Origin of the sequence: Micrococcus luteus NCTC 2665 (genome assembly GCF_000023205.1) — a bacterium.
Classification (GTDB): Bacteria; Actinomycetota; Actinomycetes; order Actinomycetales; family Micrococcaceae; genus Micrococcus; species Micrococcus luteus.
The window spans coordinates 267,874-294,850 of sequence record NC_012803.1 but is presented as its reverse complement, the minus strand read 5'-3'; the positions used below and the strand labels follow the sequence as shown (position 1 = coordinate 294,850).

At 73.5% G+C, this 26,977-nt stretch carries 21 protein-coding genes, 1 tRNA gene and 1 other RNA gene; 15 read left to right on the top strand and 8 right to left on the bottom strand.

Going from position 1 to position 26,977, the window contains the following annotated elements; all coding sequences use genetic code 11:
- The first annotated feature begins 3 nt into the window (after nt 1-3).
- Entirely contained in the window at nt 4-1,719 is a 1,716-nt protein-coding gene (poxB, locus tag MLUT_RS12910) for a ubiquinone-dependent pyruvate dehydrogenase (RefSeq protein WP_010079539.1), read from the top strand.
- An 87-nt stretch (nt 1,720-1,806) separates the two neighbouring features.
- Here poxB and MLUT_RS12905 read toward each other — a convergent pair whose 3' ends face one another.
- Together MLUT_RS12905 and MLUT_RS12900 are read right to left on the bottom strand one after the other, a co-directional pair.
- Nucleotides 1,807-3,369, bottom strand: a complete 1,563-nt coding sequence (locus MLUT_RS12905) for an alanine/glycine:cation symporter family protein (RefSeq protein WP_010079540.1) — start codon at nt 3,367-3,369, stop codon at nt 1,807-1,809.
- A 218-nt stretch (nt 3,370-3,587) separates the two neighbouring features.
- Nucleotides 3,588-3,673, bottom strand: a tRNA-Ser gene (locus MLUT_RS12900).
- 155 nt (nt 3,674-3,828) lie between these two features.
- Here MLUT_RS12900 and ffs point away from each other — a divergent pair.
- Together ffs and gluQRS are read left to right on the top strand one after the other, a co-directional pair.
- Nucleotides 3,829-3,925: signal recognition particle sRNA small type (ffs, locus tag MLUT_RS23495), an RNA gene on the top strand.
- Between the two features lie 16 nt (nt 3,926-3,941).
- On the top strand, nt 3,942-4,928 hold the full coding sequence (gluQRS, locus tag MLUT_RS12895) for a tRNA glutamyl-Q(34) synthetase GluQRS (RefSeq protein WP_010079541.1): 987 nt from the start codon (nt 3,942-3,944) through the stop codon (nt 4,926-4,928).
- 38 nt (nt 4,929-4,966) lie between these two features.
- On the opposite strand, the gene MLUT_RS12890 is transcribed toward gluQRS, so the two are convergent.
- Nucleotides 4,967-5,632 carry a malonic semialdehyde reductase gene (locus MLUT_RS12890; RefSeq protein WP_010079542.1) on the bottom strand — a complete coding sequence of 222 codons (666 nt, stop codon included), beginning with the start codon at nt 5,630-5,632 and terminating at the stop codon, nt 4,967-4,969.
- A gap of 78 nt (nt 5,633-5,710) precedes the next feature.
- On the opposite strand from MLUT_RS12890, the gene MLUT_RS12885 reads away from it, so the two are divergent.
- Nucleotides 5,711-9,190, top strand: a complete 3,480-nt coding sequence (locus MLUT_RS12885) for a DNA polymerase III subunit gamma and tau (RefSeq protein WP_012750717.1) — start codon at nt 5,711-5,713, stop codon at nt 9,188-9,190.
- A gap of 115 nt (nt 9,191-9,305) precedes the next feature.
- The gene (recR, locus tag MLUT_RS12880) at nt 9,306-9,905 is read left to right on the top strand and encodes a recombination mediator RecR (protein WP_002856659.1); all 600 of its coding nucleotides are present in this window, start codon (nt 9,306-9,308) and stop codon (nt 9,903-9,905) included.
- Nucleotides 9,906-9,948: 43 nt separating this feature from the next.
- On the opposite strand, the gene MLUT_RS12875 is transcribed toward recR, so the two are convergent.
- A complete protein-coding gene (locus MLUT_RS12875) occupies nt 9,949-11,205 on the bottom strand; it encodes an ABC transporter permease (RefSeq protein WP_010079544.1) in 1,257 nt (418 codons plus the stop codon).
- A complete protein-coding gene (locus MLUT_RS12870) occupies nt 11,202-12,215 on the bottom strand; it encodes an ABC transporter ATP-binding protein (RefSeq protein ID WP_010079545.1) in 1,014 nt (337 codons plus the stop codon). The genes MLUT_RS12875 and MLUT_RS12870 overlap by 4 nt, the downstream gene beginning before the upstream one ends.
- Nucleotides 12,216-12,443: 228 nt before the next feature.
- On the opposite strand from MLUT_RS12870, the gene MLUT_RS12865 reads away from it, so the two are divergent.
- On the top strand, nt 12,444-13,730 hold the full coding sequence (locus MLUT_RS12865; RefSeq protein ID WP_010079546.1) for an aspartate kinase: 1,287 nt from the start codon (nt 12,444-12,446) through the stop codon (nt 13,728-13,730).
- 237 nt (nt 13,731-13,967) lie between these two features.
- Here the strand turns inward: MLUT_RS12865 and MLUT_RS12860 are convergent, their stop codons facing one another.
- Nucleotides 13,968-16,952 (bottom strand): S8 family serine peptidase, encoded by a 2,985-nt coding sequence (locus MLUT_RS12860; RefSeq protein WP_012750716.1) that lies wholly within the window; start codon nt 16,950-16,952, stop codon nt 13,968-13,970.
- A gap of 268 nt (nt 16,953-17,220) precedes the next feature.
- Here MLUT_RS12860 and MLUT_RS12855 point away from each other — a divergent pair, with 268 nt between their 5' ends.
- From MLUT_RS12855 to MLUT_RS23875, 6 genes are all read left to right on the top strand, one after another.
- Nucleotides 17,221-18,291, top strand: a complete 1,071-nt coding sequence (locus tag MLUT_RS12855) for a hypothetical protein (protein ID WP_010079547.1) — start codon at nt 17,221-17,223, stop codon at nt 18,289-18,291.
- A 95-nt stretch (nt 18,292-18,386) separates the two neighbouring features.
- The gene (locus MLUT_RS12850; RefSeq protein ID WP_010079548.1) at nt 18,387-20,258 is read left to right on the top strand and encodes an alpha/beta hydrolase; all 1,872 of its coding nucleotides are present in this window, start codon (nt 18,387-18,389) and stop codon (nt 20,256-20,258) included.
- 206 nt (nt 20,259-20,464) lie between these two features.
- Complete coding sequence (locus MLUT_RS12845; RefSeq protein WP_010079549.1) at nt 20,465-21,457, top strand: GNAT family N-acetyltransferase; 993 nt, start codon at nt 20,465-20,467, stop codon at nt 21,455-21,457.
- A 97-nt stretch (nt 21,458-21,554) separates the two neighbouring features.
- Complete coding sequence (locus MLUT_RS12840) at nt 21,555-22,118, top strand: hypothetical protein (protein WP_012750715.1); 564 nt, start codon at nt 21,555-21,557, stop codon at nt 22,116-22,118.
- A gap of 3 nt (nt 22,119-22,121) precedes the next feature.
- Entirely contained in the window at nt 22,122-22,325 is a 204-nt protein-coding gene (locus MLUT_RS12835; protein ID WP_002856639.1) for a helix-turn-helix transcriptional regulator, read from the top strand.
- Nucleotides 22,326-22,411: 86 nt separating this feature from the next.
- A complete protein-coding gene (locus MLUT_RS23875) occupies nt 22,412-22,567 on the top strand; it encodes a hypothetical protein (protein ID WP_010079551.1) in 156 nt (51 codons plus the stop codon).
- Nucleotides 22,568-22,604: 37 nt separating this feature from the next.
- Here MLUT_RS23875 and MLUT_RS12830 read toward each other — a convergent pair whose 3' ends face one another.
- Both MLUT_RS12830 and MLUT_RS23800 read right to left on the bottom strand, forming a co-directional pair.
- Entirely contained in the window at nt 22,605-23,051 is a 447-nt protein-coding gene (locus tag MLUT_RS12830; protein ID WP_010079552.1) for a YchJ family protein, read from the bottom strand.
- Nucleotides 23,048-23,212 (bottom strand): hypothetical protein, encoded by a 165-nt coding sequence (locus tag MLUT_RS23800; RefSeq protein ID WP_155116188.1) that lies wholly within the window; start codon nt 23,210-23,212, stop codon nt 23,048-23,050. Before MLUT_RS23800 ends, MLUT_RS12830 begins: the two co-directional genes overlap by 4 nt.
- A gap of 175 nt (nt 23,213-23,387) precedes the next feature.
- On the opposite strand from MLUT_RS23800, the gene purS reads away from it, so the two are divergent.
- Genes purS through purL form a run of 3 tightly spaced genes read left to right on the top strand, consistent with a single transcriptional unit; the run spans nt 23,388 to nt 26,748 of the window.
- The gene (purS, locus tag MLUT_RS12825; protein ID WP_002856633.1) at nt 23,388-23,654 is read left to right on the top strand and encodes a phosphoribosylformylglycinamidine synthase subunit PurS; all 267 of its coding nucleotides are present in this window, start codon (nt 23,388-23,390) and stop codon (nt 23,652-23,654) included.
- On the top strand, nt 23,651-24,445 hold the full coding sequence (gene purQ, locus MLUT_RS12820) for a phosphoribosylformylglycinamidine synthase subunit PurQ (protein ID WP_010079553.1): 795 nt from the start codon (nt 23,651-23,653) through the stop codon (nt 24,443-24,445). The genes purS and purQ overlap by 4 nt, the downstream gene beginning before the upstream one ends.
- Entirely contained in the window at nt 24,442-26,748 is a 2,307-nt protein-coding gene (gene purL, locus MLUT_RS12815; RefSeq protein WP_010079554.1) for a phosphoribosylformylglycinamidine synthase subunit PurL, read from the top strand. The genes purQ and purL overlap by 4 nt, the downstream gene beginning before the upstream one ends.
- Nucleotides 26,749-26,977: the final 229 nt, after the last annotated feature.

Genomic DNA, 26,977 nt, shown 5'->3' with positions numbered 1-26,977 from the left:
ACCGTGGCCACTGTCGCCCAGAACATCGTCGAGACCCTCCACGCCTCGGGCGTGCGCCGCATGTACGGCGTGCCCGGGGACTCCCTCAACGGGCTGACCGAGGCCCTGCGCTCCCACGGCGGCATCCAGTGGGTGCACACCCGGCACGAGGAGACCGCGGCCTTCGCCGCCTCCGCCGAGTCCCAGCTCACGGACGAGCTCGCGGTCTGCGTGGGCTCGTGCGGTCCGGGCAACCTCCACCTGATCAACGGCCTGTTCGACGCGCAGCGCTCCCGCACCCCGGTGCTCGCGATCGCCGCGCACATCCCGTCGGCGGAGATCGGTTCGGGCTACTTCCAGGAGACCCACCCGCAGGACCTGTTCCGCGAGTGCTCCGTCTACGTGGAGCACGTCTCCTCGGCGGACCAGATGCCCCGCATGCTGCGCACCGCGATGCGGACCGCCGTCGAGCAGCGGGGCGTGGCCGTGCTCGTGATCCCGGGCGACGTGGCCCTCACCGAGCTCTCCGCGAAGCCCGAGGTGATCCGTCACACGCCGTCCCGCGTCATCCCGGCCGACTCCGTGCTGCGCGAGGCCGCCGAGGCCCTGGACTCGTCCAAGCGGATCACCATCCTGGCCGGCGCGGGTGCTGCCGGCGCCCACGACGAGGTCGTGGCTCTGGCGGAGCGCCTGCAGGCCCCGATCGTCCACGCTCTGCGCGGCAAGGACCGGATCGAGTACGACAACCCGTATGACGTCGGCTTGACCGGCCTGCTCGGCTTCGCCTCCGGCTACCACGCGCTCAAGGAGGCCGAGACGCTGCTGATCCTCGGCTCCTCCCTGCCGTACCGGCAGTTCTACCCCGAGGACGCCACGGTCATCCAGGTGGACGTGCGCGGCGAGCAGATCGGCCGGCGGGTGGCCGTGGACGTGCCGCTCGTGGGCGGTGTCAAGGAGACGGCCCAGGCCCTGCTGCCGCTGCTGCGCGGGAACCCGTCGTCGGGGTTCCTGGACAAGGCGCTCAAGCACTACGCCAAGACCCGCAAGGACCTCGACCAGCTGGCCACCCCGGGCCGCGGACGCGTGCACCCGCAGTACGTGGCCCGCCTCCTCGACGAGCTGGCCGACGACGACGTGGTGTTCCTGCCCGACGTCGGCTCCCCGGTGGTCTGGGCCTCCCGGTACCTGACGATGAACGGGCGCCGCCGGATCATCGGCTCCCTGTCCCACGGCTCCATGGCCAACGCAGTCACGCAGGCGGTCGGCGCCCAGGCGGTCGACCCTGCCCGCCAGGTGGTGGCGATGGCCGGCGACGGCGGGTTGGCCATGATGCTCGGCGAGCTGCTGTCGTTCGTGCAGAACGACCTGCCCGTGAAGACGCTCGTGTTCGACAACGACTCGCTGAACTTCGTGGAGCTCGAGATGATGGCCGCCGGGTTCGTCCCCTTCGGGACGGACCTGCAGAACCCGGACTTCGCGGCGATCGCGGAGGCGGTCGGCATCAAGGGCTTCCGCGCGGACCACACGACGGACCTGCCCGCAGTGATGCGCGAGTTCCTCGCCCACGACGGGCCTGCGCTGCTGGTGGTCAAGACCGAGCGTCAGGAGCTGACGATCCCGCCGAGCATCGAGTTCGAGCAGGCCAAGGGCTTCGCGCTCTACGCCATGCGCACCGTCCTCGACGGCAAGGGCACCAAGCTCCTCGACCTCGCCAAGGCGAACCTGCGCCAGCTCTTCTGACCTGCCGCGCACGACGACGGCCCGGACGCTGGCGGTGTCCGGGCCGTCGTCGTGGTGGGGCGGGGAAGGCCCAGCCCCGCCGGTCCGTCAGGCGCGGTGGGCGCCGCCGTCGGCGACGATCGGGTGCTCGGCCGTGCCGGCGACGCCCTGGGTGATCAGGCCGTCGGCGCGGTGCTCCCAGAACTCGGCGTTGCGGATGCCGAGCGGGCGCGGGTCGAACTGCGGGTCGAGACCCTGGCGCTTCTGTGCGCGGTAGTCCTTGAGGGCCTTGAGGGCCGGGCCCTGCAGCACGAGGATGCCGAGGATGTTCAGCCAGGCCATGGAGCCCACGCCGATGTCGCCGAGGCCCCAGGCCGCACCGGTGGTGGCGACGGCGCCGTAGGCCACCGACACGAGGATCAGGGCCTGTAGGAAGCGCAGCACGACGCGGCGGACCATGCCGTTGCGCAGGTTGCGCGTGAGGTACACGAGGTTGACCTCGGCCATGTAGTAGTACGCCACGATCGTGGTGAAGGCGAAGAACGCCAGGGCCACGGCCACGAACGTGGGGCCGAAGCCGGAGAACACGGCGTCGAAGCCGGTCTGGACGAAGGCCGGGCCCTCGGAGGCCGTCGGGGAGACGATGCCCTCGAACAGCAGTCCGGAGCCGGACCCGTCCGAGTACACCCGGTAGGCGCCCGTGGAGATGATGATGAACGCGGTGGCCGAGCAGACGAAGAGCGTGTCGATGTACACGGCGAACGCCTGCACGAAGCCCTGCTTGGCCGGGTGCGAGACCTCGGCGGCCGCGGCGGCGTGCGGGCCCGTGCCCTGGCCGGCCTCGTTGGAGTAGACGCCGCGCTTCACGCCCCACTGGATGGCGAGGCCGAGGATCGCGCCGAACACCGCGTGCACGCCGAACGCACTGGCGAAGATGGAGCCGAAGACCTCGGGGATCTGGTCGAAGTTCAGGAACAGCACGATCAGCGCGAGGATGATGTACAGCACGGCCACCACGGGCACCACGTAGACGGCGAACGTCGCGATGCGCTTCACGCCGCCCAGGACGATGAAGGCCAGCAGGATGACCATGGCCAGGGCCACGACCCAGGCGGGCACGGCCCACGCCTCGCCCACGGCCGCGGCCACGCCGTTGGCCTGCACGCCCGGCAGGAAGTAGCTGGTGGCGAAGACGGTGACGACGGCGAACAGGATGGCGTACGCCTTGAAGGCGGGGGCGGCGGCCGTGTGCTTGTAGGCCTTCTCCAGGTAGTACGCCGGGCCGCCGCGGTACTCGCCGGTGTCCGGGTCGCGCTCCTTGTAGATCTGGCCGAGCGTGGACTCGATGAAGGACGTGGCGGCGCCGAGCAGGGCCATGACCCACATCCAGAACACGGCGCCGGGGCCGCCGAACGCGATGGCTGTGGCGACGCCGCCGATGTTGCCCATGCCCACGCGGCCGGCGAGCGACAACATGAGGGACTGGAGGGACGAGGTGCCGTCCGCGGAGTCCTGGCCCTCGCGGAGCTGCTTCACCATGTCCGGGATGTTCACGAACTGCAGGAACATGGTCCGGATGGTGAAGTAGAGGCCGACGATCAGGCAGAGCCAGATCAGGGCCGGGGACCAGATGACGTCGTTCACGGCGGTGATGAGATCTGCGAAGGACATGGGGTCTCCAGATCGGGGTGGGGATGGCCGGTGCGGTGCGAGCTCCGAGCGGCGGCCGCCGGCGGTCCCGGACGACTGGGGAGAAGGATACGCGCAAATGTGACCCGCGTCTCGCACCCAGCGCGGCAGATGAGGAGTCCGGGCGCGCCCTCCCCGGTCGACAGCGGTCCCGGACATGCGAAAAGCCCCGGAACCACTGGGGTCCCGGGGCTTGCCCGCGGAGGATGGGGGATTTGAACCCCCGAGGGCTGTTAACCCAACACGCGTTCCAGGCGTGCGCCATAGGCCGCTAGGCGAATCCTCCTTGGTGCGCCCCCATGCGGCGGACCGCGCGAGGGCAGGTTCAATCATAACCAGATCGTCCTGGGCCGCGCCAATCCTCCGCGGGAGGCGCGAGCTCGGCCCGGGCCTCCCCGCGGCCCGAATCGCCGCGCCCGCCGCCACCCTGCTAGACTCTTCGACGGCCCCTCACGTGGTGTCATCTCGCTGAACTCCCCCAGGACCGGAAGGTAGCAAGGGTAGGTGGGCTCTGGCAGGTGCGTGAGGGGTCTTCACTTTCCCCAGGAGATCCCATGCCCGCCGGACGCTACGCCCCCTCCCCCACGGGAAGCCTGCACCTGGGCAACCTGCGCACCGCGCTCGTCGCGTGGCTCGCGGCGCGCGCCACGGACCGTGCCTTCCTGCTGCGGGTCGAGGACCTGGACCGCGTCCGCTCCGGGGCCGAGGCTGACCAGCGGGCGGACCTGGCCGCCGTCGGGCTGGACTGGGACGCCGAGCCGGTGCGCCAGTCCGAGCGCACCGCCCTGTACGACGCCGCCGTGGCCGCCCTGCGCGCCGTGCACGGCCCGGACGCGGTCTACGAGTGCTTCTGCTCGCGCAAGGACATCGCCGAGGCGACGTCGGCCCCGCACCCGAAGCCCGACGACGTCGCCCCCGCCTCCGGCGGCACCGCGCCGCTGCGTCCGCCCGGCTTCTATCCGGGCACCTGCCGCGGCCTGACGGAGGCCGAGCGGGCAGAGCGACGGCGGGTGCGTCCCGCCGCCCTGCGGATCGACGCGGCGAAGGTCGCGGGCCTGCCGGCGGGCGAGATCCCGCGCGCCACCGCCGTGGACGTGCTGCACGGCGAGGTCACGGGCCTGGTCGACGACCTGGTGCTGCGCCGGAACGACGAGGCGTACGCGTACAACCTGGCCGTCGTCGTGGACGACCTGGCGCAGGGCGTGGACCAGGTGGTCCGCGGCGACGACCTGCTCGACTCGGCCCCGCGTCAGCGCTGGCTGGCCGAGGCGCTGTGCGCAGCACGCGGGGAGCCGACGCCCGCGGTGGAGTACCTGCACGTGCCGCTCGTGCTGAATGCGGAGGGGCGGCGGCTGGCCAAGCGGGACGGCGCCGTGACGCTCGAGGACCTCGCCGCGCAGGACCCGGCGTGGACCCCCGAGCGGGTGCGGGACCGGCTGCTGGAGTCCCTCGGCCTGCCCGCGGGACCGCTGGCGGCCGCCGTGCCCGCGTTCGACCCGGCCGCGCTGCCGCGTGATCCGTGGGTGTTCACCGGGCTCTGAGCGGGCCGGCGCCCCAGCCCGCCGCAGGCCCGCCCCGGTCAGAGGACCTGGGCGGCCTGGTCGAAGTCGAGGCGGCCCTGGCGGGGCTGCCGCGCCTTCTCGTCGTCCGCGGCGGCGTGGCCCACGTTGATCACCAGGAGGGACTTCCAGGCACGGTCCGCATGGAACTCGGCGTCCACGGCGGCGGCGTCGAACCCGGCCATGGGGCCGACCTCGAGCCCGTGCGCGCGCAGTGCCACGAGCAGGTAGCCCACCTGGATGAGCGCGTTCGTGCGGCCCATCCCCTCGCGCATGCCCGGCTTGCCCTCGGCATCCTCCTCGAAGCCCTCCCGGAACGGGGCGAGGTGGCCCATGTTGCGGTGCCAGTCGAGGTCGTAGGAGGCGATCAGCGTCAGCGGGGCGCGCTCCGTCTTCTCCCGGTTGAACTCGATCATCAGCGGGGCCAGGCGGGCGCGGGCCTCGGGGCTGTCCACGACGTCGAGCCGCAGCGGCTGGTTGTTCATGGCGGTCGGCGCCCAGCGGAGGTCCGCGTAGGCCCGCTCGATCAGCGCGAGGTCGACGGGCTCGTCCGAGAAGAGCTGCGTCGTGTGGCGGTCCGCGAAGAGGCGGTCGATCTCGGCCTGACTCAGCGGTCCCGAGTCCGGGGCCGGCTGCGTGGGGTGGATCGTGTCCTCGGCGTCGGTGTGCATGTGCATGGTGGTCATGGGCCAGGGAACGAGCCGGCGGGCGTGCGCATTCCCCGGCTCCCTTAGCCCGTCCGCCCGCCGGATAGGCTTTCGAGGGTGAGCACCGCCCTGTATCGCCGCTACCGCCCGGACCGTTTCGAGGACGTGATCGGGCAGGACCATGTCACGGTCCCGCTGCGCACCGCACTGGCGAAGGACCGCGTGAACCACGCCTACCTCTTCTCCGGCCCGCGCGGCTGCGGCAAGACCACGTCCGCCCGCATCCTCGCGCGCTGCCTGAACTGCGCCCAGGGCCCCACGCCCACGCCGTGCGGCGAGTGCGACTCGTGCCGGGACCTGGCCACCGGCGGGCCGGGCTCGCTGGACGTGCTGGAGATCGACGCGGCCTCGCACGGCGGTGTGGAGGACGCCCGCGGCCTGCGCGAACGGGCCACGTTCGCCCCGGTCCGGGACCGCTACAAGATCCTCATCATCGACGAGGCGCACATGGTCACCGCGGCGGGCTTCAACGCGCTGCTCAAGATCGTGGAGGAGCCGCCGGAGCATCTGAAGTTCATCTTCGCCACCACGGAGCCGGATAAGGTCATCGGGACCATCCGCTCCCGCACCCACCACTACCCGTTCCGGCTCGTGCCGCCGGAGCCGCTCATCGCCTACCTCGAGCAGCTGTGCGCGGAGGAGGCCGTGTCCGTGGAGAAGGGCGTGCTGCCGCTCGTGGTGCGCGCCGGCACGGGCTCGGTGCGTGACACGCTCTCCGTGCTGGACCAGCTGATCGCGGGCGCCCAGGAGGGCCAGGTCTCGTACGAGCTCGCGGTGAGCCTGCTCGGCTTCACCCCGGAGGCCCTGCTGGACGACGTGATCGACGCCGTCGCCGCGGACGACACCCCCACCGTGTTCCGCGTGGTGGACCGTGTGGTGCAGTCCGGCCAGGACCCGCGCCGCTTCGTCGAGGACCTGCTGGATCGCTTCCGCGACCTCGTGATCGCCCGTGCCCTGCCGGAGGAGGCCGGGGCGATCCTGCACGGCATGCCGGAGGACCAGGTGCGGCGTCTCTCGGCGCAGGCCGCGCAGCTCTCCCGCGCGGAGCTCTCCCGCCTCGCAGACATCACCAACCTGGCGCTGACGGACATGGTGGGGGCCACCAGTCCCCGCCTGCACCTCGAGCTGCTCATGGCGCGCCTGCTGCTGCCCGCCTCGGACGAGACGCACCGCGGCCTGGCCGCCCGCCTCGAGGCCCTCGAACGGCGCCTCGAGCTCGGTGGCGCCGCGCCCGTCGAGGACGGCGCCCCGGAGGGCACGACGACGCCGACCCGGTCCGGCACGCCCGCCGCGGACGGCGGCGGATCGGCCGGGAACGCGGAGGGCTCCGGCCCTCTGACCGGCGCCGCGCTCGCCCGGGCCGCCATGCGGCGGCCGGAGGAGTCCGCGCCGACGGCGTCCACCGCCCCGCCGGAGCGCTGGACGCCGCCTGCCCCGCAGTCCGTGGCAGAGGCGCCGGAGGGGGACGCGGCCGCCGGGGCCACCGGGTCCGAGCGTCCGCAGCAGGCGCCGCAGCCCGGGCGGCCCGAACCGGCTGAGGTCGGGGCCCGTTCCGAGGACGTGCGCCGCCCGGAGGCCGGGAACCGCCCCGAGCCTGAGGGCCGCCCCGAGCCCGAGGGCCGGCCCCAGGCCCAGGACAGCACCGGTGCCGCGCCGGCCCCCGCCCACGGGCCGGAGGAGACGGCCGCGCCGTCGAGCCCCACGCCCGCCCCGGCGGCGAGCCAGGTGGAGATGATCCGCCGGGCCTGGCCGGACATCCTCGCGGCCCTCGAGGACGCCTCACGCCTGGTGTGGATGCTGGTGAAGGACAACGCGAGCGTCGCGGGCTACGACGGTTCGTTGCTGACGATCGGCTTCCAGCAGGACGGGCCCCGCCAGTCGCTGCTCGGCCGGGGTGGCGACCGCGTGCTCGGCGAGGCCGTCCACCAGGTGCTCGGCATCCGCCCGCGGCTCGATCTGATCCTCGGTGGGGACGCGCCGACCGGGGACGCCCGCGCACAGTCCGGCACTCGCCCGGCCGGCCCGGCACGGACGGACCGGCCTGAGCGTCCGGCCTCGCAGCAGAGCCGGCCCGACCGACCGGCGGCGCAGCCGAACCGGCCCGCTCCGGTACCGGGGCAGGCCCCGCGCGAGCCGGAGTCCTCCCGCCCTGCCCCGCCACGCTCCGCCGCACCCTCCACCGCGGAGGACGACCCGGCGCCGCCGGCGGCTTCGCCCCGGACCGCGCAGCAGCGTCAGACGCCGCAGCCGTCCCCCGCCTGGACGCCCGAGGCCCCCGCCACCTCCTGGGGGCCGACGCCGACGTCGTCGACGACGCCCGCCCCCGCCCCGCCGGCGGACGGCTGGGGCGGCCCGGACGAGGAGCCGCCCGCCTGGGACGACGCTCCCCCGCCCGAGGAGGACCCGTGGGACTCGCTGCCCGCGTTCGACCCGGACGCGGAGCAGGACGACTCGGACGGCCCCGAGGGCTGGACCCCGCCGGCCCGCGACGCCGAGGAGCGGCCCGTCGGCGCCGCCGGCTGGGACGGTCCCGTGCCGTCGGTCGAGGACTGGGGCGCGCCGCCGCAGGCCGCACCGGCGTCCGGCGGCGCCGCGCCGGACGCCGGCCAGGGCCCCCCGGTCCGGCCCGACGCCCCGGCCCCCGGCGAGAGCGAGCCGAGCGCCGAGGAGGTCCGTCGGGCCTACGACCCGGGGCCGCTGGTCCGCGAGGAGGAGCACTCGATCCCCGTGTTCGCCCGTCCGGAGGCGGAGCTGCGCGCGGAGTTCGCGAAGCGCTTCGGCGCGACCCGTCCCGCCGGCTTCGACGACGGCGCGGGCGCGGCCGCGGACGGTGACTCCGCCCGGCCTGCCACGCCGTCGCCCGCCCCGGACGACGACGCAGCGGCCACGGAGCGACGCGATCCCCACCCGGCCGCCTCGGGCGCCGGCCCGTCCTCGGACGAGCAGCGGCGCCCCACGGGTGCACCCACGGCCGACGCGACCCCTGACCCGGGCGTGCCCACCGACGACGCGGACGCCGCGCCGCGCACGGCTGCCGGACCGACCGGTTCGGACTTCCCGGGCTCGGGCCATCCGGCGAGCATGTACCCGCGGCTCATGGAGCGGCTGCGGGCCGGTGGGCCCCTCGAGCCTCCGGTGAACGCGGGCTCGAGCGGCGGCACGGGCGGCGGCCCCGGCGCTCCCGGCGGCTCCGGCCCGGACGCCACGCCGGGCTCCCCCGCCGGGGGCCGACCGAGCGCGGCCTCGCTCGGGGCGCGCCCCGCCGACGCCGAGCCCGCCGGGGGAGCCTCGGCGCCGCCGTCGTTGGACGCGCGGGCCGCGGCCATCCGCGCCGCCCGTGAGGCCGCCCAGGGTCGCGGCCCGGCCCGGCCCGCCGACACCGGCCCCGCCGCCCCGGCGACGTCCGGTGTGGGGTGGGAGGACGAGGTCGCCAGCGACGACGACGTCCCGCTCGAGGACTCGGGCCTCGTGGGCCGGGCCGTCGTCGAACGGGTGCTCGGCGGCCGTCTGCTCGAGGAACGCCCGAACGACGCCTGAGGCGAACGCGCCCGTACGCCGTCCGGGGCCGCGGGCATGATGGACGCGGCGCCGGACCACGGCGCCGCGTCCGGGCGCACGCCCCATGAGACGCACCATCGGACGAGGGAGACGGATGTACCAGGGCGCGGTGCAGGACCTGATCGACGAACTCGGCCGCCTGCCGGGCATCGGCCCGAAGTCCGCCCAGCGCATCGCCTTCCACATGCTGGAGGCGGACCGGGAGGACATGCTGCGGCTCGCGGACGCCATCCGCACGGTCAAGGACAGGGTGCGGCTGTGCTCGGTCTGCTTCAACGTCTCCGAGGACGAGGTGTGCTCGCTCTGCCGGGATGAACGCCGGGACCGCTCCCAGATCTGCGTGGTCGAGGAGTCGCAGGACGTCATGGCCATGGAGCGCACCCGCGCCTTCCAGGGCCGGTACCACGTGCTCGGCGGGGCCATCAATCCGATCGCCGGCATCGGCCCCGAGCAGCTGCACGTCCGCGAGCTGCTCACCCGGCTGCAGGACGAGGCCGTGCAGGAGGTCATCCTCGCCACGGATCCCAACCTCGAGGGCGAGGCCACGGCCACCTACCTCGGCCGGCTCCTCGGCGCCACGGGCATCCGCGTCACGCGCCTGGCCTCCGGTCTGCCCGTCGGCGGGGACCTCGAGTACGCGGACGAGGTCACCCTCGGCCGTGCCTTCGAGGGACGCCGCCTGATCAGCGGCTGACACCGGCCGGCGTCGAACAGGTCCTGCCCGACGCCGGCCCGGCTCAGGCCACGCGCGTGCCGGCGGGCAGCCGCCCGGCCGGGGTGTCCAGGCGACGGTGGCCCCACCAGCCCAGCCCGGCCACCAGCACACCCTGCATCGCCAGGCCGAGCGGCCACACCGGCCAGGTGCCCTGCCGGTCCGGCACGCCGCTCTGGTCGAGACCGCGCAGCTCGCCGTCGAGGCACTCGACGTCCCGGACGGGGTCACGCTGGGTCCAGCGCAGCCCCACGGACAGCAGGTTGAGCGGCCCGGGATCCACCCGGGTCCCGTCCGCGAGGAGCCCTGCCTCCCAGGGGGAGGCATCCGCGAGGACGGCGTAGGGGTTCGCCGCGAGCAGCCATCCGCTCCGCCGCGGGTCGGGGATCGTCCGGGCGGTCACCGGGCCGACGCACCGGTCGGCGATCCCGTCGAACAGCTCCGGGTTCGCCGCCTCCCACTCGGCCCAGGCCTGCTCCGCCTCCTCCGGGGTCATCTTCTCGAGCTCCGCCTCGGTGAACGGCTCCGCCGTCATGGAGCCGTACTCGGCGTCGTTGGCCCGCACCTCGGTCTGCAGGAACTGCAGGGACAGCCCGAAGGCCACCAGGGTGCCGATCGTCAGCGCCGCCACGATCAGGTACGTCACCACGACGGCGAACAGCGTGCGCCCGGCGATCGCCGAGACGGCCACGCCGATCCCCGCGATCATGCCGAACTCCACGAGGATCATCACGAGCCCCACCAGCACGGCCCACGGGGACACGCGCCCCACCACGGCTGCGACCGCGAGCCACGGCAGCGCGGCCGCGAGGAACGCGGCGGAGGCGATCCACGCGGCCAGCCACTTGCCCGCCATCAGCTGCCCGGTCCGCAGCAGGGTGACCTGGGTGATGGCCAGGGTGCCGCCGGCACGGTCGCCCGAGATCGCGTTGGCCGCCAGGGCGGGCGAGACCAGCAGCGAGAGGGTGAGGACGAAGAGCAGGACGCCGTCGAAGAGCGTCCGCCCCAGGGCGCGCATCTGCTGCTCTGCCAGCTCCGGCTCCAGGCCGGACGCCTCCATCTCCGCCACGCCCAGGCCGCGCAACCCGAGGGCGCCGAGGGTCACCGCCCCCACCACCACGAAGAAGACGCCCAACAGCACGTACCAGCCGCGCGAGCGCAGCCGCTGACGCAGTTCCATCCCCACCACGGTGGCCACGGCCTGGGCCGCGCCGAGGCGTCCCCCCGGCTGCGGCTGCGGCGGGCGGCGGTCATGGATCGAGGTCGCGACGGCGGTGCTCACGGCCGGTCTCCTTCGGTGCGGGGGCCCTCCAGATGGAGGCCCAGGTAGGCGTTCTCGAGGCGGGAGCCCTCCGGGGCGAAGTGGCTGACGAGCACACCCTCGCGCACGAGGTCCGCGAGCAGCGCGGCCGCGGCGGCCTCACCCCGCAGCTGCACCACGACGCCGTCCCGGCGCTGGCCCGCGCCGGCGCCGGTGGCCACGGTGACGGCGAGGCCGCGGGCCTCGAGGGCGCGGACGAGGGTGTCCCGGGCCGTCGGGTCGGGTCCGGCGATCCGGTAGGGGCGGGCGAGGTCGTCGGCGGCGCGGAACTCCTGGGTGGCCACCGTGGCGCCCGCACGGAGGAACACGGCGCGGTCGGACATCTCCTCGAGCTCGGCGAGCACGTGGGAGGAGACGAGCACGGCGGTGCCGGCTGCGGCCATGGCGCGCAAGTCGTCCCGCAGCCGGATGCGGGCGGCCGGGTCGAGGCCGTTGGCGGGTTCGTCCAGGAGCAGGACGGAGGGCCGGTGCACGGTGGCCCGAGCCAGGGACAGGCGCTGCTGCTGGCCGCGGGAGAGCACGCGGGCGGGCCGGTGGGCGAACTCCGTGAGCTCGACCCACGCGAGCTGCTCGTCCGCGCGCGCCGACGCCTCCGCCTTCCCCATGCCGTAGAGCCGGCCCAGGCTGGCGAGGATGTCGTGGCAGGTCAGCTCCTCCCACACGCCCAGGGTGTCGGGCATCCAGCCGAGCCGCCGCCGGGCCTCGACGGGCTCGCGCACCGCGTCCACCCCGGCCACGGACACGGCGCCGGCGTCCGGGCGCAGCAGGGTGGCCAGGATCAGCAGGAGCGTGGTCTTGCCCGAGCCGTTCGGGCCGACGAGGGCCGTCACGGAGCCAGCGGGCACGGTGAGGGAGACGTCCCGCACCGCATGGACGGCGCCGAACGAGCGGGCGAGGCCGTGGGCCACGATCCCGTCGTGGGCGGCCACCCCCAGGACGGGTGAGGCAGGCGGGGGTGCTGGAGCGGTCATGGCCCCATCCTTGCCGCATCGGGCACGGACGCGGATCCACCCGGGGGATGATCCCGGCGCCGATCCCAGGCCGACCGGGGTCGCAGGCGGGTCCGCGGGCGCCGTCGTCCTGACCGGCCGCGGGCGCCGGGTCCAGCATCCGGAACAGGGGTTCACCTGGCGGACCTGCGCGGGTGCGCGCCCCTAGACTTGGCCCGAACCGACCCTCGACCCTGTCCGGAGCGACCCATGAGTCTCATCGTCCAGAAGTTCGGCGGCTCCTCCGTGGCCGACGCCGCCGGCATCCAGCGCGTGGCCCGCCGCGTCGCGGACACGGTACGGGCCGGGAACCGCGTGTGCGTCGTGGTCTCAGCCATGGGCGACACCACGGACGAGCTGCTCGACCTCGCCGCCGAACTCACGCAGGACGCGCCCGCACGCGAGATGGACATCCTGCTCTCGGCCGGCGAGCGCATCTCCATGTCCCTGCTCGCGATGGCGATCCATGCCGAGGGCGTCGAGGCCCGCTCCTACACCGGCTCCCAGGCCGGCATGCTGACGGACACCTCGTACGGCCGGGCCCGGATCGTCAAGGTCAACCCCCACCGCGTGCAGGAGGCCCTCGACGCCGGCCGCGTGGCCATCGTGGCCGGGTTCCAGGGCATGAGCCCCGAGTCCAAGGACATCACCACCATGGGCCGCGGCGGCTCGGACACCACCGCCGTCGCCCTCGCCGCCGCGCTCGGCGCGGACGTGTGCGAGATCTACACGGACGTGGACGGCGTCTACTCCGCCGACCCGCGCGTCGTGCCGACCGCCCGCAAGCTCACCGAGCTCTCCTCCGAGGAGACCCTCGAGATGGCGGCCTCCGGATCCAAGGTGCTGCACCTGCGCTCCGTGGAGTACGCGCGCCGCTTCGGCGTGCCACTGCACGTGCGCTCCTCCTTCTCCGACCACGAGGGCACCTGGATCCTGCCCGACCCGAACGACACCATCACCCTTCAGGAAGGCGCTCCCATGGAACAGCCCATCGTCTCCGGCGTCGCCCACGACCGCTCCGAGGGCAAGGTCACGATCGTCGGCGTCCCCGACGTGCCCGGCAAGGCCGCCGAGATCTTCCGCGTGATCGCCGTGTCCAACGTGAACATCGACATGATCGTGCAGAACATCTCCCGCGAGGGCTCGGGCCGCACGGACATCTCCTTCACCCTGCCGATCGTGGAGGGCAAGGACGCCATGGCCGCCCTGCGCGCCGCCCAGGACCGGATCGGCTTCCAGGACATCGTCTCGGACCCGGAGATCGGCAAGCTCTCACTGATCGGCGCGGGCATGCGCTCCAACCCGGGCGTCTCCGCCACCTTCTTCAAGGCCCTCGCCGACGCCGGCGTGAACGTGGACCTCATCTCCACCTCGGAGATCCGCATCTCCGTGGTCACCGCCGAGAGCAAGCTCGACGACGCCGTCCGCGCCGTGCACGCCGCCTTCGGCCTCGACGCCGAGGAGGAGGCCACGGTCTACGGCGGCACCGGCCGCTGACGCCGCACCCTCCCCCACCCACCGCCCGGGCGACTTTCGAACGTGAAATGGGGCGAATGAGCGCTTTCGAACGTGAGATAGGGCCTATCCCACGTTCGAAAGCGAGGGGGCGGGGGCGCTTCCACCCTCCCCCGCCCACCACGACGCCGGCCCCGCACCTTCAGCGTGAAGGTGCGGGGCCGGCGTCGTGCGGGCGGTTCCTCCCGTTCCGTCAGCGAGGACGGAGGGGGTCGGCGGTCACGGGACCTGGACGGTCACGTCGGTCGTGATGCCCGCGTCCCAGGTGACGAGGCCCTTCCAGGTGCCCGAGGTCAGGCCGGACCAGGAGAGGGTCGCCTCGGTGGCCTTGCCCGAGGTCACGGGGACCGGGTTCGGGGAGACGGTGAGGTTGCCGGCGTCCTCGCGCAGCTTCAGCGTCTCGAGGGTGCCGGTGTCCTTGCCGCCGTTGGCCGCGTACAGGTGGCCGACCACGGTGTAGGCGCCCGGGACGGGGTCGGCGATCGTCAGCGTCTCGGACTCGTCCGCGGTCGCCCGGGAGAGCTGCTTGCCCTCGGGGGTGATCACGTACAGGTCCCAGTCGGCGCCGGCAGCGCCCGCGTTGATCGAGGCCACCAGGGACTGGGTGCCCTCCTCCACGGTCACGGTGGACACGGCCAGTGCGCTGGACGCGAGCGAGTTGCTCGCGGTGGCGGCGGCCACGGTGGAGTCCACCTTGCCCAGGCCCAGGACCTGCGGGGTCAGCTCACCGGTCACGCCGGGGGTGATCTCCACGTCGGCGGAGCCGGTGGCGCCGGAGCCCTCGACGGCGGAGGTGACGGTCGCGGACTTCGCCTTGACGGTGACCGGGGAGGTCACCTCCGGGACGGCCTTGCCCTTGGCGGTGGTCCAGGACATGGAGCCGTGGGTCCAGGTGTTCATCGCAGCGTCGGTGCGGGTGACGGTCAGCTCGACGTCGGCGGACTGGCCGGCCTTCAGGTCCAGCACGGCCGGGGAGGCGGTCACCTCGAAGCCTGGCACGTTCGCAGAGAACTGCCAGCGGCCGTTCTCCAGGGCGGTCACGGTGCGGGTCACGGTGGCCGAGCCGACGACGTCGGGGATCGCCAGGGACGGGACGTTCACGTCACGGCCGGCGATGTCGCCGCGCAGCAGCGCGTCCCACTGCTCCTTGCCGGACTCGTAGACCAGGCCCGGACGGGCGGCGGCGGCCGGATCGGCAGAGCCGGCACCCGTGGCGAAGTTGTCCGTGTTCACGGTGCCGTCGGCGTTGTACACGTCGCCGGCGGTGGTCATGAGGGCGGACTTCACGGCCATCGGCGACCAGGCCGGGTACTTGCCGATCAGCAGCGTGGCCATGCCGGCCAGGTTCGGCGATGCCATGGACGTGCCGGACATCAGGCCGAACGTGTTGCCGTGGTAGTCGGGGTCCAGCGGGGAGACGCCGGCGATCACGTTCACGCCGGGGGCGGCGAGGTCGGGCTTCAGGAGCTCCTGGTTCACGGCGTTGGCCGGGCCGCGGGAGGAGAAGCCGGCGATCTGGGGAAGCGGGTCCGCCGGCAGGCCGGTGGTGTCGCCCGGGACGATCGTGGCGGTGAGGTCGGAGGACTTCACCTTCTCGATCACGCCGTTGTCGTTCATGTGCACGGTCGGCACCGCGTGGATGTCCGCGTCCAGCGAGCCGGACGGGGTGTTCACGAGGATCATGCCGACGCCGCCGGCCTCCTCCACCACCTGCGACTTCTCGGTGCGGGCGTTCACGCCGCGCTCGCAGAGCACGATCTTGCCGGCGGCCTCCTCGGTGAGCCCGCCGGGCAGGCAGAGACGCGCGGCCTCGGCGTCGCCGGCGGCGACCTCGGACGCGTGGATGACCTCGGCCGGGCCCACGCCGGTGCGGGCCGAGGAGGCGCCGCGGAGCTGCGTGCCGTCGGAGAACTGCACGGTGGCGGTGAGCTCGTTGGAGAACGTCTCCGCGGCCACGGTGGTCAGCCACGGGGAGCCGTGGTTCACGGTGTTCGGGCCGGGGCCGGAGTTGCCGCCGGAGGCGGCCACGAAGATGCCGGCCTCGGCGGCGGACTTGAAGGCCATGGCCACCGGGTCCACGATCGAGGTGTTGGAGCCGGAGATCGAGTAGTTCAGCACGTCCACGTTGTTCTCGATGGCCTGCTCGACGGCGGCCACGGAGGCGGAGGTGTAGCAGCCGCCGGTGTCCGGGTCGGTGTCCTCCCAGCAGATCTTGTAGGAGATCAGGTTCGCGGCCGGGGCCACGCCCGCGCCCTCGCCGAAGGAGTCGCCGTCGATGGTCTGCTCCACCCCGGTGTTGCCGAGGATGGTGGTGGCCACGTGGGTGCCGTGGGAGAACACGCCGAGCGGGGAGATGCGCTCCTCCGGGGCCCGCTCGTCCACCGGGACGAAGCGCTCGAAGTCCTCCGAGAAGGCGTAGGCGCCGATCAGCTTGGAGTCGCACGACGACGCCGGGAAGTCCGGGCCGGTCTCGCAGTCGGCCGTGGCGGTGGTGCCGTCCGCCTTGAGCACGGCGATCTGGCCGTCCGCGGTGCGGTACGGCACGCCGACCTTGGCCTTGCCCTTGAGCGGCTGGACGGGCTGGCCGTCGATGAACGGGTTGTCCGGGTGGATGCCGGAGTCGATGACGCCGACCACCACGCCCTCGCCCGCGTTCTCGGCCTTGCCGTACACGGACTTCCAGGTGCCCTTCTTGCCGGCCAGGCCGAGGAACTCGGTGGAGCTGTAGTCCGGGGCCACCTGCTCGTCCGGTGCGACGCCGAGCACGGCCGGGTCCTTCGCGATCGCCTGGGCCTCCTCGGCGGTCAGCTCGGCGACGAACGCGTTCACGGCGCGCTGGAAGGAGATCTCGACCTTGGCGCCGTGGGCCTTCGCGACCTTCGCCTGCTGGCGCTGGAGCTTGGCCTCGTAGTTCTTCACGCGCGGGTGCGAGGGGTCGAACTTCGCCTTCGGGGCCGCGCCCGGAACGGCGCCGGCCTCGGGGGCGGTCACCGACGGCTGGTCCTTCAGGACCACGAAGTAGCGGCCGTCCTCGAACTGCTGCTGGACCTGCACCTCGCCCTGCGGGCTGGAGACGGTGCTGCCGTCGGGCAGTTCGACGGCGGTGGCCGACACCGCGAGCGCGGGAGCGGCCACGAGGCTCGCGCCGGCGACGGCCGCGGCCAGGGCCCGACGGCGCCGGGCAGGGGTGGGGTTCTGAGGCATTGCCTCCGCCTTTCTCATCAAGGTCCACCCAGCTCTCGCCCGCGGCACGCCGGCGGGGATGGCGCCGGGGGACGGGGAGATCGACGCCCATGTGATGAGCGCCACAGCGAGACATGTGAAATCTACCGTCCGGTAGGGCGTTTGACCAGATCTTTGCCAGGCAATGTCCAGGACCGTCGAATAGGGGCCGCCGGAGCGCGCTCCCCGCGTCGGCATCGCGTGGACCCGCTCGCTCACGAGGGGCGCCACGGGGGAGGATGGTGGGGCCATGCCCGAGTCACGCACCGCCCCCGCACCCACGCCGACCGCCGTCGTCGCCCTGCCCGCCGACGTGTGGCGGGCCCACGCGCGGGCGCACCGCGCGCGCATCGCCCGACGCACGGACCCGCTGGTGGCCCTGCGGATGCGCGGCGAGAAGCACCCGGTGCAGGACTTCCTCTTCGGCTACTACACGCACTCCCCCGCCGCGCTGCAGCGCTGGCACCCCGGGCCGGGGGTCCTCCTCGCGGACGACGACGGCGCCGCGGCCCGCGCCGAGGCGGCCGAGCTGGGCACGACCCCACGGGGCGAGTGGAAGCACTACCGGCGCGTCGAGGCCGGCGAGGTGGCGGGCGCCGTCGTCGACGGCCGCGCGGTGGGCGGCTGGCTGGTGGACGTGGCGGCGGTGCTGGCCGACCGCGCGTCGGGGGTGGCGTTCACGCGGGAGCTGCTCGCGCGCACGGCGGAGCGGGCGCCGCGCCTGGGCTGCTTCGGGCTGCACGAGTGGGCGATGGCATACCGCTCGGACGTGCACGGGGTGCGGCACTCCCAGCTGCCGCTGCGGCTCGGGGCCGAGGGGACGGACGCGGTGGTGGAGGGCTCGCGGATCCGGTGCACGCACTTCGATGCGTTCCGGTTCTTCGCGCCCGAGGCCCGCGACCGCAACGAGGGCGACGACGGCGTCCTGCCCACGCGCGCCGGGATGCGGGAGATGGAGCAGCCCGGCTGCCTGCACGCGGGGATGGACCTGTACAAGTGGGCGTACAAGCTGGTGCCGGTGGTCGACTCGGACCTGCTCGCGGACTGCTTCGACCTCGCGTGGGACATCCGCCGGCTGGACATGGAGGCCTCGCCGTACGACCTGACCGGAGTGGACGACCTCTCCGACGGGCGCGGCGGCTACGCGGCCGTGCGGATCGAGGAGCCGGCCGGGCGTGCCGAGTACGCGCGGCGACAGCGCGAGTTCGCCGCGCGGGGCCAGGCGCTGCGGGTGCGGCTGTTGGCAATGTTGGACGCGGCCGTGGGGGCGGCCCCCGGGACCCGGCCGGACACCGAGTGGACTTCCAGCGCGCGTCCATGATTACGATGGCTTCCACACAGGCTGTGAGGCGCATCACTCGCGTCATCCGGTGACCGCCCCGGCCCTCTCCGCACCGAACGACTCGAGGACCTGACGTGACCAGAACCGTTCCAGCTCGCCGCCGCACCACGCTCGCCGCCGCCGTCGCGGCCGTCTCACTCGCCATCACGGCCGCCGCCCCCGCGCTCTCCGCACCCGGCAACGGCAACGGCAACGGCAAGGGGTCCGTATCGCAGGGCCAGGCCCGCTCCAACGACCTCTCCGCCACGCGCGGCAACAAGGTCAACGACGCCGCCGCGCTTGCGCCGCACCTCGTGGGCCAGACGCTGGACTGGGAGGCCTGCGACTTCGGCAGCGAGAGCCTCAACGCCCGGTTCAACGCGATCCCCGGCACCGCGTGCGCCGACGTCACGGTGCCCCGCGACTGGAAGAACCCCGAGGACGGCCACACCATCACCCTGCGCGCGGCCAAGACCGAGACCTCGAAGGGCAACCCGGAGCGCCAGGGCATCGCGCTGGTCAACCCCGGCGGCCCGGGCGGCTCGGGCCTGCCCTGGGGTCCCGCCATGGCCGAGCGCGCCCCGGAGCTCGCCGAGCAGTACGACTTCATCGGCTTCGACCCCCGCGGCGTGGGCCAGTCCACCGCCCTGGAGTGCACCTACACGCCAAACCCCGAGCACGACGTGTGGCAGGACACGAAGGCCCAGGTCGACGCGTGCCTCGAGAACGAGCTCACCCCGTACATCACCACCGAGCAGACCGTGTACGACATGGACTTCATCCGCGCCGTCCTGGGCGAGGAGAAGACCTCCTACATCGGCTACTCGTACGGCACCTGGCTGGGCAGCTGGTACCAGCGCGTCTTCCCCCAGCACACGCACCGGTTCCTGCTGGACTCCGCCGTGGACATCTCCCGCGACGGCCTCCAGACCACCTGGGACCTGCAGCCGCGCTCCCGCGACCGCCAGTTCCAGGACGCGATGCTCCCCTACGTGGCCCGGCACGATGAGCTCTACTTCCTGGGCGACGACCCGATGCAGATCCGGGAGCGCTGGGAGGACGGCGGCGGCACCCGCACGCAGCTCGGCATGATCGTCGCCGGCTCGTTCCTGCTGCCGGCCATGTACGACACCTCCCAGTACATGAGCGCCGGGGCGGTCATCGCCGCCTACATCCGCATCATGGAGTCCGAGGCCGCGGCCACGGACCCCGCGGGGCAGCGCACCCAGATCGAGCGCATCCTGGCCGAGGCCCGTGCGTCGCTGCCGACCGAGGAGCGCGACTCCTTCGACCGCTTCGCCGACCGCGGCCTGGAGACCGTGGGCGAGCGCGAGCAGCTCGTCGCCGCCACCCAGGCCGGAGACGCCGTCACCTTCGAGGGCGCGTTCTCGGCGATCCGGTGCCAGGACGGCCAGTGGAACACCTCGCAGGGCTACTGGACCTCGTGGGTGGACGACCTCGGCCGCAAGGCCCCGTGGATCGGTGTGCTGATGGGCCCGTCGGAGTGCATGTACTGGCCCGCCCAGACCTCCATGCCCTCCCAGCCCGGCGGCAAGGGCGCCCCGAGCACCGTGATCGTGCAGTCCGAGCTGGACGCGGCGACCCCGTACGAAGGCGGCCACCGCGCCGCCGGCGTGCTGCGCAACACGTCCCTCATCTCCGTGGACAACGAGGGCACTCACGGCCTGTTCCCGTACGGCACCGAGTGCGTGGACGCGCCCATCCGTGACTACTTCCTGACCGGCGCCCAGCCGGCCGAGAAGTCACTGTGCGACGCCGTCCCGCTGCCGCTCGAGACCCAGCCGGTCCAGGTGGCTGGGACCCCGACCCACAAGGGCGACATCAAGATCTCGATGCGCACCGACGCCGTGCGCGAGGCCAACCGCATCACCCACGACGCGATCGAGCGTCAGCTGATCGACTCCCGCGCGGTGACCCCGGACGTCGAGGCCTTCCTGGAGGACTGACGGCCCGGGCACCCGGAACCCGGTCCGCCCCCGACGGCCCGGCGGCTCCCCCGCGGGCGGAGACGCCGGGCCGTCGTCGCGCCCGGGGCGGCCCTGGAACGCTGGTTGAGTTATCGCGGGTGCCCCCGCCCCACACCCCCGACAACTCAACCCGCGATGGGCAGCCGGAGGGGTGGCGTCGACGCCGGGGCCGATAGCCTCGCGCCATGATCCTGCACATCACCCTCCCGGAGGACTGGGCCGCCGCGCGGCGCATCGGCCGCTACACGGCGTCGACGCGCGGCGCCTCGATCGACGACGTCGGCTTCCTCCATGCCTCCGACGACGCCGCCCAGGTGGGAGTGGTCGGCGCGGCGATCTACCCGGACCGGCCGGACGCGTTCGTCGTCGGCCTGGACGAGGACGAACTGGCGGGGGCCGGCATGCGGGTGCGGCGCGAGCCGGGAGACCCCTCCGATCCCCACTCGGCCGAGTTCCCGCACGTCTATCCGGGCGAGGCCGTCTCCGGGCACATCCCGTGGTCGATGCTCACCCCCGTGACCGACCCACGGGCGGAAGCCCGCGTGCACCGCGAAGACTCGGCCGAGGCCGCTGCGCTGCTCGACGCCGGGTGGAGCGTGCGCTCCCGCTCCTGGGGCGCGCGCCTCCACCTCGACGACGACGCCGACCTGGCGCCCTACCGTGGCCACGTCGCGGCGGCCGAAGCGCGGGGAATCGAGGTGCGGAGACTGACCTCCGTCGACCTGCCTGCCCTGCGCGCCCTCGACGAGGACGCGGCTCCCCGATTCCCGCACACCGACGGCTCCCGTCACGAGCCGCTGCCGGACGACCTCGAGGCCCGACTGTCCACCCCAGAGGGGCTCGCCGTGGGGGCCTTCGTGGGAGGCGTGCTCATCGGATTCACCCTGACGTTCCGCTCCCCTGACCGGTGGGAGGTCGACCGCACCGCGGTCGCGGCCGAGCACGAGAACCGTGGCGTGGCGAAGGCCGTCAAGGCGGCGACCGTCCTGGCGACCCATGCCCGCGGTGGGCGCGAGTGGGGCACCGGCGGGGCCGAGGCCAATGCGGCGGCCCTGCGGATGAACACGGCCCTCGGGTTCCGTCTCGAACCTGCCTGGCTCGGGCTGACCCCGCCCATGACGTGGGAGGAGTTCGTGCGGGCCCCAGAGTCAAGTTCCCTTGACGACAAGATCACTTGACTGTCAAGCTTGCTTCACAACGTCCGGTCGGACGGCCCCCAGTGCCTCCGAGGCGGGCCGGGCCATCGGCCCAGGGCATCGACCACAGGAGGGCCCCATGACCGCGAACCACTCCCACCACACCGCCGCCGCAGCGGACAGCCAGGGCGCCGCGGCGGAGCACGCCGGCACCGCCACCACCGATCCGCGCCGGGACACCCGCTCCCGCTGGGGCCGCTCCTCCCGTCTGGGCGGCGGATCCGGGCGACTGATCCTCGTCAGCCTCGTGGCCGGCGTCGTCATCGCCCTGCTGATCGGGGCCGCGGCCTACGGTCTGGCCTCGAGCCAGGGCGACGCCGATCCCCGCTTCCCGACGGTCATGGGCGCGGTCATGGCGGCGTCGGCGCTCCCGGCCGGCGCAGCCCTTGCCTGGCTGTTCCTCGTGGACCGCACCACCCTGCGCGGCGCCGTCCGGGACACCGAGGAGACCATCGAGGGCCGGTGGCTCGAGAGGGCGCAGTCCGGCGCGTTCGGCGACCTGCTCGTGGTGCTGGGGCTGGGCACGTTCGTCGTCGCCCTGGCGGGGTGGCAGCTCAGCCTCCCCCTCGTGGGCGCCGGGCTGCTCCTCTTCGCGGGCGCCTCGGTGGCCGTCCGCTACGCGCTCCAGAAGCGCCGGGGCTGAGCCGTGGAGAACACCATCCCCGACGAGCGTGCCCGCCTCGGCTGGTCGCAGCAGCGGCTCGCCGACGAGCTCGGCGTCTCCCGGCAGACCGTCATCTCTCTCGAGAAGGGCCGCTACGACCCCTCGCTCCCCCTCGCCTTCCGCCTCGCGGCCGTGTTCGGGCGGCGGATCGAGGACCTGTTCACCCCAGACGGCAACGCGGGTTGAGTTGTCGCGGGTCCGGGCGCCCAGCACCCGTGACAAGTCAACCCGCGTTGAGCCCGGGGCGGCGTGGGGCGTGAGAGGCTGGGGCCATGGATCGAGAGCTGCGCACCCCTCCGGAGCTGGAGGGCGTGGACTGGCACGACGACGCCCCGCGTCGCCCCCGTCCGATCGTCACCCTGGTGGCGTGGATCGCCATCCTGGGCCTGGTCCTCAGCGTGGGCGCCGGGATCTTCTCGGCCTTCTGACGCGTCACTGCCGGCCGCCGTCCGACCCGCCCCGGCCTCAGCGCACGTCGCCGTCCACGTAGCGCCAGATCCCGTCCTCACGGCGGAACCGGCTGACCTCATGGAGTCGGAACCGCCCCTCGGCCCCCGCGCCGACGGCCACGAACTCCACGGTCCCGGCGTCCTGGAACGGCCCGCCGTCGCGCACGTCCAGCACCGCCAGGCGGGTGAACCGCGGCGCCTGTTCCCCCGCGCCCGGCAGCAGCTCGGCCGCGGTGGGCCGGTGCTCGGGGGCCCAGGTCGCGGCGAGGTAGTCGGCCATCGCCCGGGCCTCTGCCGTCTCGGTCTCGCCCAGCCGCGCGAACGCCGTGTACCGGGAACGCATGAGCGCCTCGGCGGTGGGCGCGGTCAGGGCGCCGTCCTGGGCGAAACGCGCGTGCAGGCGACCGCAGCACGTCGCGAGTCCGGCTCCGGACCCGCAGGGGCAGGGCTCGGGACGGGTCACCGGCGCGGGCGTCCGGCCGCGCGACGCCGGGCGGACCGGGCCTTGATGCGGCGCACTCCCGTCAGCACGACGCCGGCCGCCGCGGCGAGCAGCGCAGGGCCGAGCGGACTGATCGGCCGACGTCGACCGAGCGGGGACACACGGGTCTGCTGAGGTCTCATGCCGCCAGGCTACGCCGGGCCGGCTGCCGCGTGCCGCCCCCGTCACACCCCCGATTCCGCGTCCGGGCGGCCGAGTAGACTGGGCGGGCAAGCACGCGGAGCGCACCGGGCCGGGCGTGAGACGGCATCACACCGTCCTGCTCCGCGGCATCGTCCCGCACCCAGGAGCGTGTTCATGCCCATCATCGTCGTCGACGTCATGCCCAAGCCCGAGATCCTCGATCCGCAGGGCAAGGCGATCAACGGGGCCCTGCCCCGCCTCGGCTTCACCGAGTTCAGCCAGGTCCGCCAGGGCAAGCGCTTCGAGCTCACCGTGGAGGGCGAGGTCACCGACGAGATCCTCGCCCAGGCCCGCACGGCCGCCGAGGAGATGCTGTCCAACCCCGTCATCGAGGACGTCGTGAACGTGGCCGTCCTGGACGAGGCCGAGGGCGCCCGATGACCGAGCTCCCCCTCATCGGCGACTACTCGACGCCGGCGACGCCGCTCAGCGGCGCGCGCATCGGCGTCATCACCTTCCCCGGCACCCTGGACGACGTGGACGCGCTGCGCGCCGTCCGCCTCGCCGGCGCCGAGCCCGTCTCCCTGTGGCACGCCGACGCGGACCCGCAGCGGACGCTCGCCGGCGTCGACGCCGTCGTGATCCCGGGCGGCTTCTCCTACGGCGACTACCTGCGCGCCGGCGCGATCGCGCGCTTCGCCCCCATGATGGACGCGGTGGCGACGGCGGCCGGCGGCCCCGAGGGCGACGCGGACGGCCTGCCGGTGCTCGGCATCTGCAACGGCTTCCAGATCCTCACCGAGTCGCACCTGCTGCCGGGCTCGATGATCAAGAACGACCACCTGCACTTCATCTGCCGCGACCAGGAGCTGGTCGTGGAGAGCACGGACACCGTGTGGACCCGCGACTTCGAGCAGGGTCAGACCATCACCGTGCCGCTGAAGAACCAGGACGGCCAGTACGTGGCGGACGAGAAGACCCTCGACGCCCTCGAGGCCGAGGGCCGCGTGGTGTTCCGCTATCGGGGCTGGAACCCGAACGGCTCGCGCCGGGACATCGCGGGCATCGCGAACCCGGCCGGCAACGTCGTCGGCCTGATGCCGCACCCGGAGCACGCCGTGGAGACGGGCTTCGGCCCGGACACCGCCGCCGGCCCCCGCTCCGGCGTGGACGGCCTCGGCTTCTTCACCTCCGTCCTGACCACCCTCGCCAGCCGTGGAGGCCATGCATGAGCCAGCAGTTCAACATCGAGACGGTCGCGGACGCGCAGGCGACGCCGGACGTCGAGCAGCCCTGGGCCGAGCTGGGCCTGAAGGAGAACGAGTACGCCGAGATCAAGAAGATCCTCGGCCGCCGCCCCACCGCGGCCGAGCTGGCCATGTACTCGGTCATGTGGTCCGAGCACTGCTCGTACAAGTCCTCGAAGGTGCACCTGCGCCAGTTCGGCGAGAAGCTCACCGACGAGATGAAGCAGCACATGATGGTGGGCATCGGCGAGAACGCCGGCGTGACCGACCTCGGTGACGGCTGGGCCGTGACGTTCAAGGTCGAGTCCCACAACTCGCCCTCCTACGTGGAGCCCTACCAGGGCGCGGCCACGGGCATCGGCGGCATCGTGCGCGACATCATCTCCATGGGCGCCCGCCCGGTGGCCGTGATGGACCCGCTGCGCTTCGGCGCGATCGACCACCCGGACACCGCCCGCGTGTTCCACGGCGTGGTGGCCGGCATCGGCGGCTACGGCAACTCCCTGGGCCTGCCGAACATCGGCGGCGAGACCCGCTTCGACCCGGTCTACCAGGGCAACCCGCTCGTCAACGCCCTCGCCGTGGGCGTGCTCAAGCACGAGGACCTGCGCCTGGCCAACGCCTCCGGCGTGGGCAACAAGGTGGTCCTGTTCGGTGCCCGCACCGGCGGTGACGGCATCGGCGGCGCCTCCGTGCTGGCCTCCGAGTCCTTCGACGGCGACGGCAAGCCCGCCAAGCGCCCCTCGGTGCAGGTCGGCGACCCCTTCTCCGAGAAGGTGCTCATCGAGTGCTGCCTCGAGCTGTTCCGCGACTCCCTCGTGGAGGGCATCCAGGACCTCGGCGCCGCCGGCATCTCCTGCGCCACCTCCGAGCTCGCCTCCAACGGCGAGGGCGGCATGCGCGTGGAGCTGACGGACGTGCTGCTGCGCGACTCCACGCTGACCCCGGGCGAGATCCTCATGTCCGAGTCGCAGGAGCGCATGATGGCCGTGGTGACGCCGGAGAACGTCGCCGCGTTCGAGGCCGTCATGGCCAAGTGGGACGTCGAGTACTCCTGGCTGGGCGAGGTCACCGGCGACGGCCGCCTGATCATCACCTGGGACGGCGAGGTCATCGTCGACGTGGACCCGCGCACCGTGGCCCACGACGGCCCGGTCTACGAGCGCCCGTACGCGCGTCCGGCCTGGCAGGACGAGCTCCAGGCGGACACGTTCCGCTCCTCCGAGGCCGGTCAGCACCTGCCCGCCACGGGCGAGGAGCTGCGCGCCGCCGTCGTGGAGCTGATGAGCTCCCCGAACCTGGCGGACACCTCTTGGATCACCCGCCAGTACGACCGCTACGTCCGCGGCAACACCGCCCTGGCGGCCCCGGACGACGCGGGCGTGGTGCGCGTGGACGAGGAGACCGGCATGGGCGTGGCCCTGGCCACGGACTGCAACGACCGGTTCACCTACCTGGACCCGTACACGGGCGCGCAGGCCTCCCTGGCCGAGGCGTACCGCAACGTCACCACCGCCGGGGCCGTGCCCCTGGCCGTCTCCGACTGCCTGAACTTCGGCTCCCCCGAGGACCCGGACGTGATGTGGCAGTTCGCGGAGGCCGTGCGCGGCCTGGCGGACGGCTGCCAGACCCTCGGCATCCCGGTGACCGGCGGCAACGTGTCCCTGTACAACCAGACGGGCAGCACCCCGATCCACCCCACCCCCACGGTGGCGGTGCTCGGCCAGCTCGACGACGTCCTGCGCCGCACCCCGTCCGGCTTCGCCCCGGACGCGGACGGCCAGGCGATCTACCTGCTGGGCGAGACCGCGGACGAGCTGGACGGCTCCGAGTTCGCGCGCCTGCGCGGCCACCTCGGCGGCCTGCCCCCGAAGGTCGACCTGAAGAAGGAGCGCCTGCTCGGCGAGCTGCTGGTCAACATGTCCCGGGACGGCATGATCGACGCCGCCCACGACGTCTCCGGCGGCGGCCTCGCGGCCACCCTGTCCGAGATGGTGCTGCGCTTCGGCGTGGGGGCCCGCGTGGTGCTGGACGAGGTGCTGCGCCGCGACGGCGTGGACCTGTTCACCGCGCTGTTCTCCGAGACGCAGGCGCGCGCCGTCGTGGCCGTGCCCCGCACCGAGGAGGTCCGGTTCACGGACATGACCACGGCCCGCGGCTACGCGGCCGTGCGCATCGGCGTGGTGAACGCCGACTCCGCGGCCCTCGAGGTCCAGGACGCCTTCACCCTGCCGATCGCGGAGCTGCGCGAGGCCTGGGAGGCCACCCTGCCGAAGCACTTCGGCTGACCCCGTGGGCCCACGGGCCCCGGCACGACGACGGCCGCCCACCCCCGGGGGTGGGCGGCCGTCGTCGTGGGGCGGGACGGTGGGGACGAACGCCACCGGCCCTCGCGCGGCCGTGCGCCTCAACCGTTGACGTGGCAGGCTCCGGTGACCAGAGTGATCCCAGGACAGCGCGTCAGCGCGCCGCCCGGCCCGTCCAAGAGGGTCGGCGCGGTCCCGACACATGAAGGAG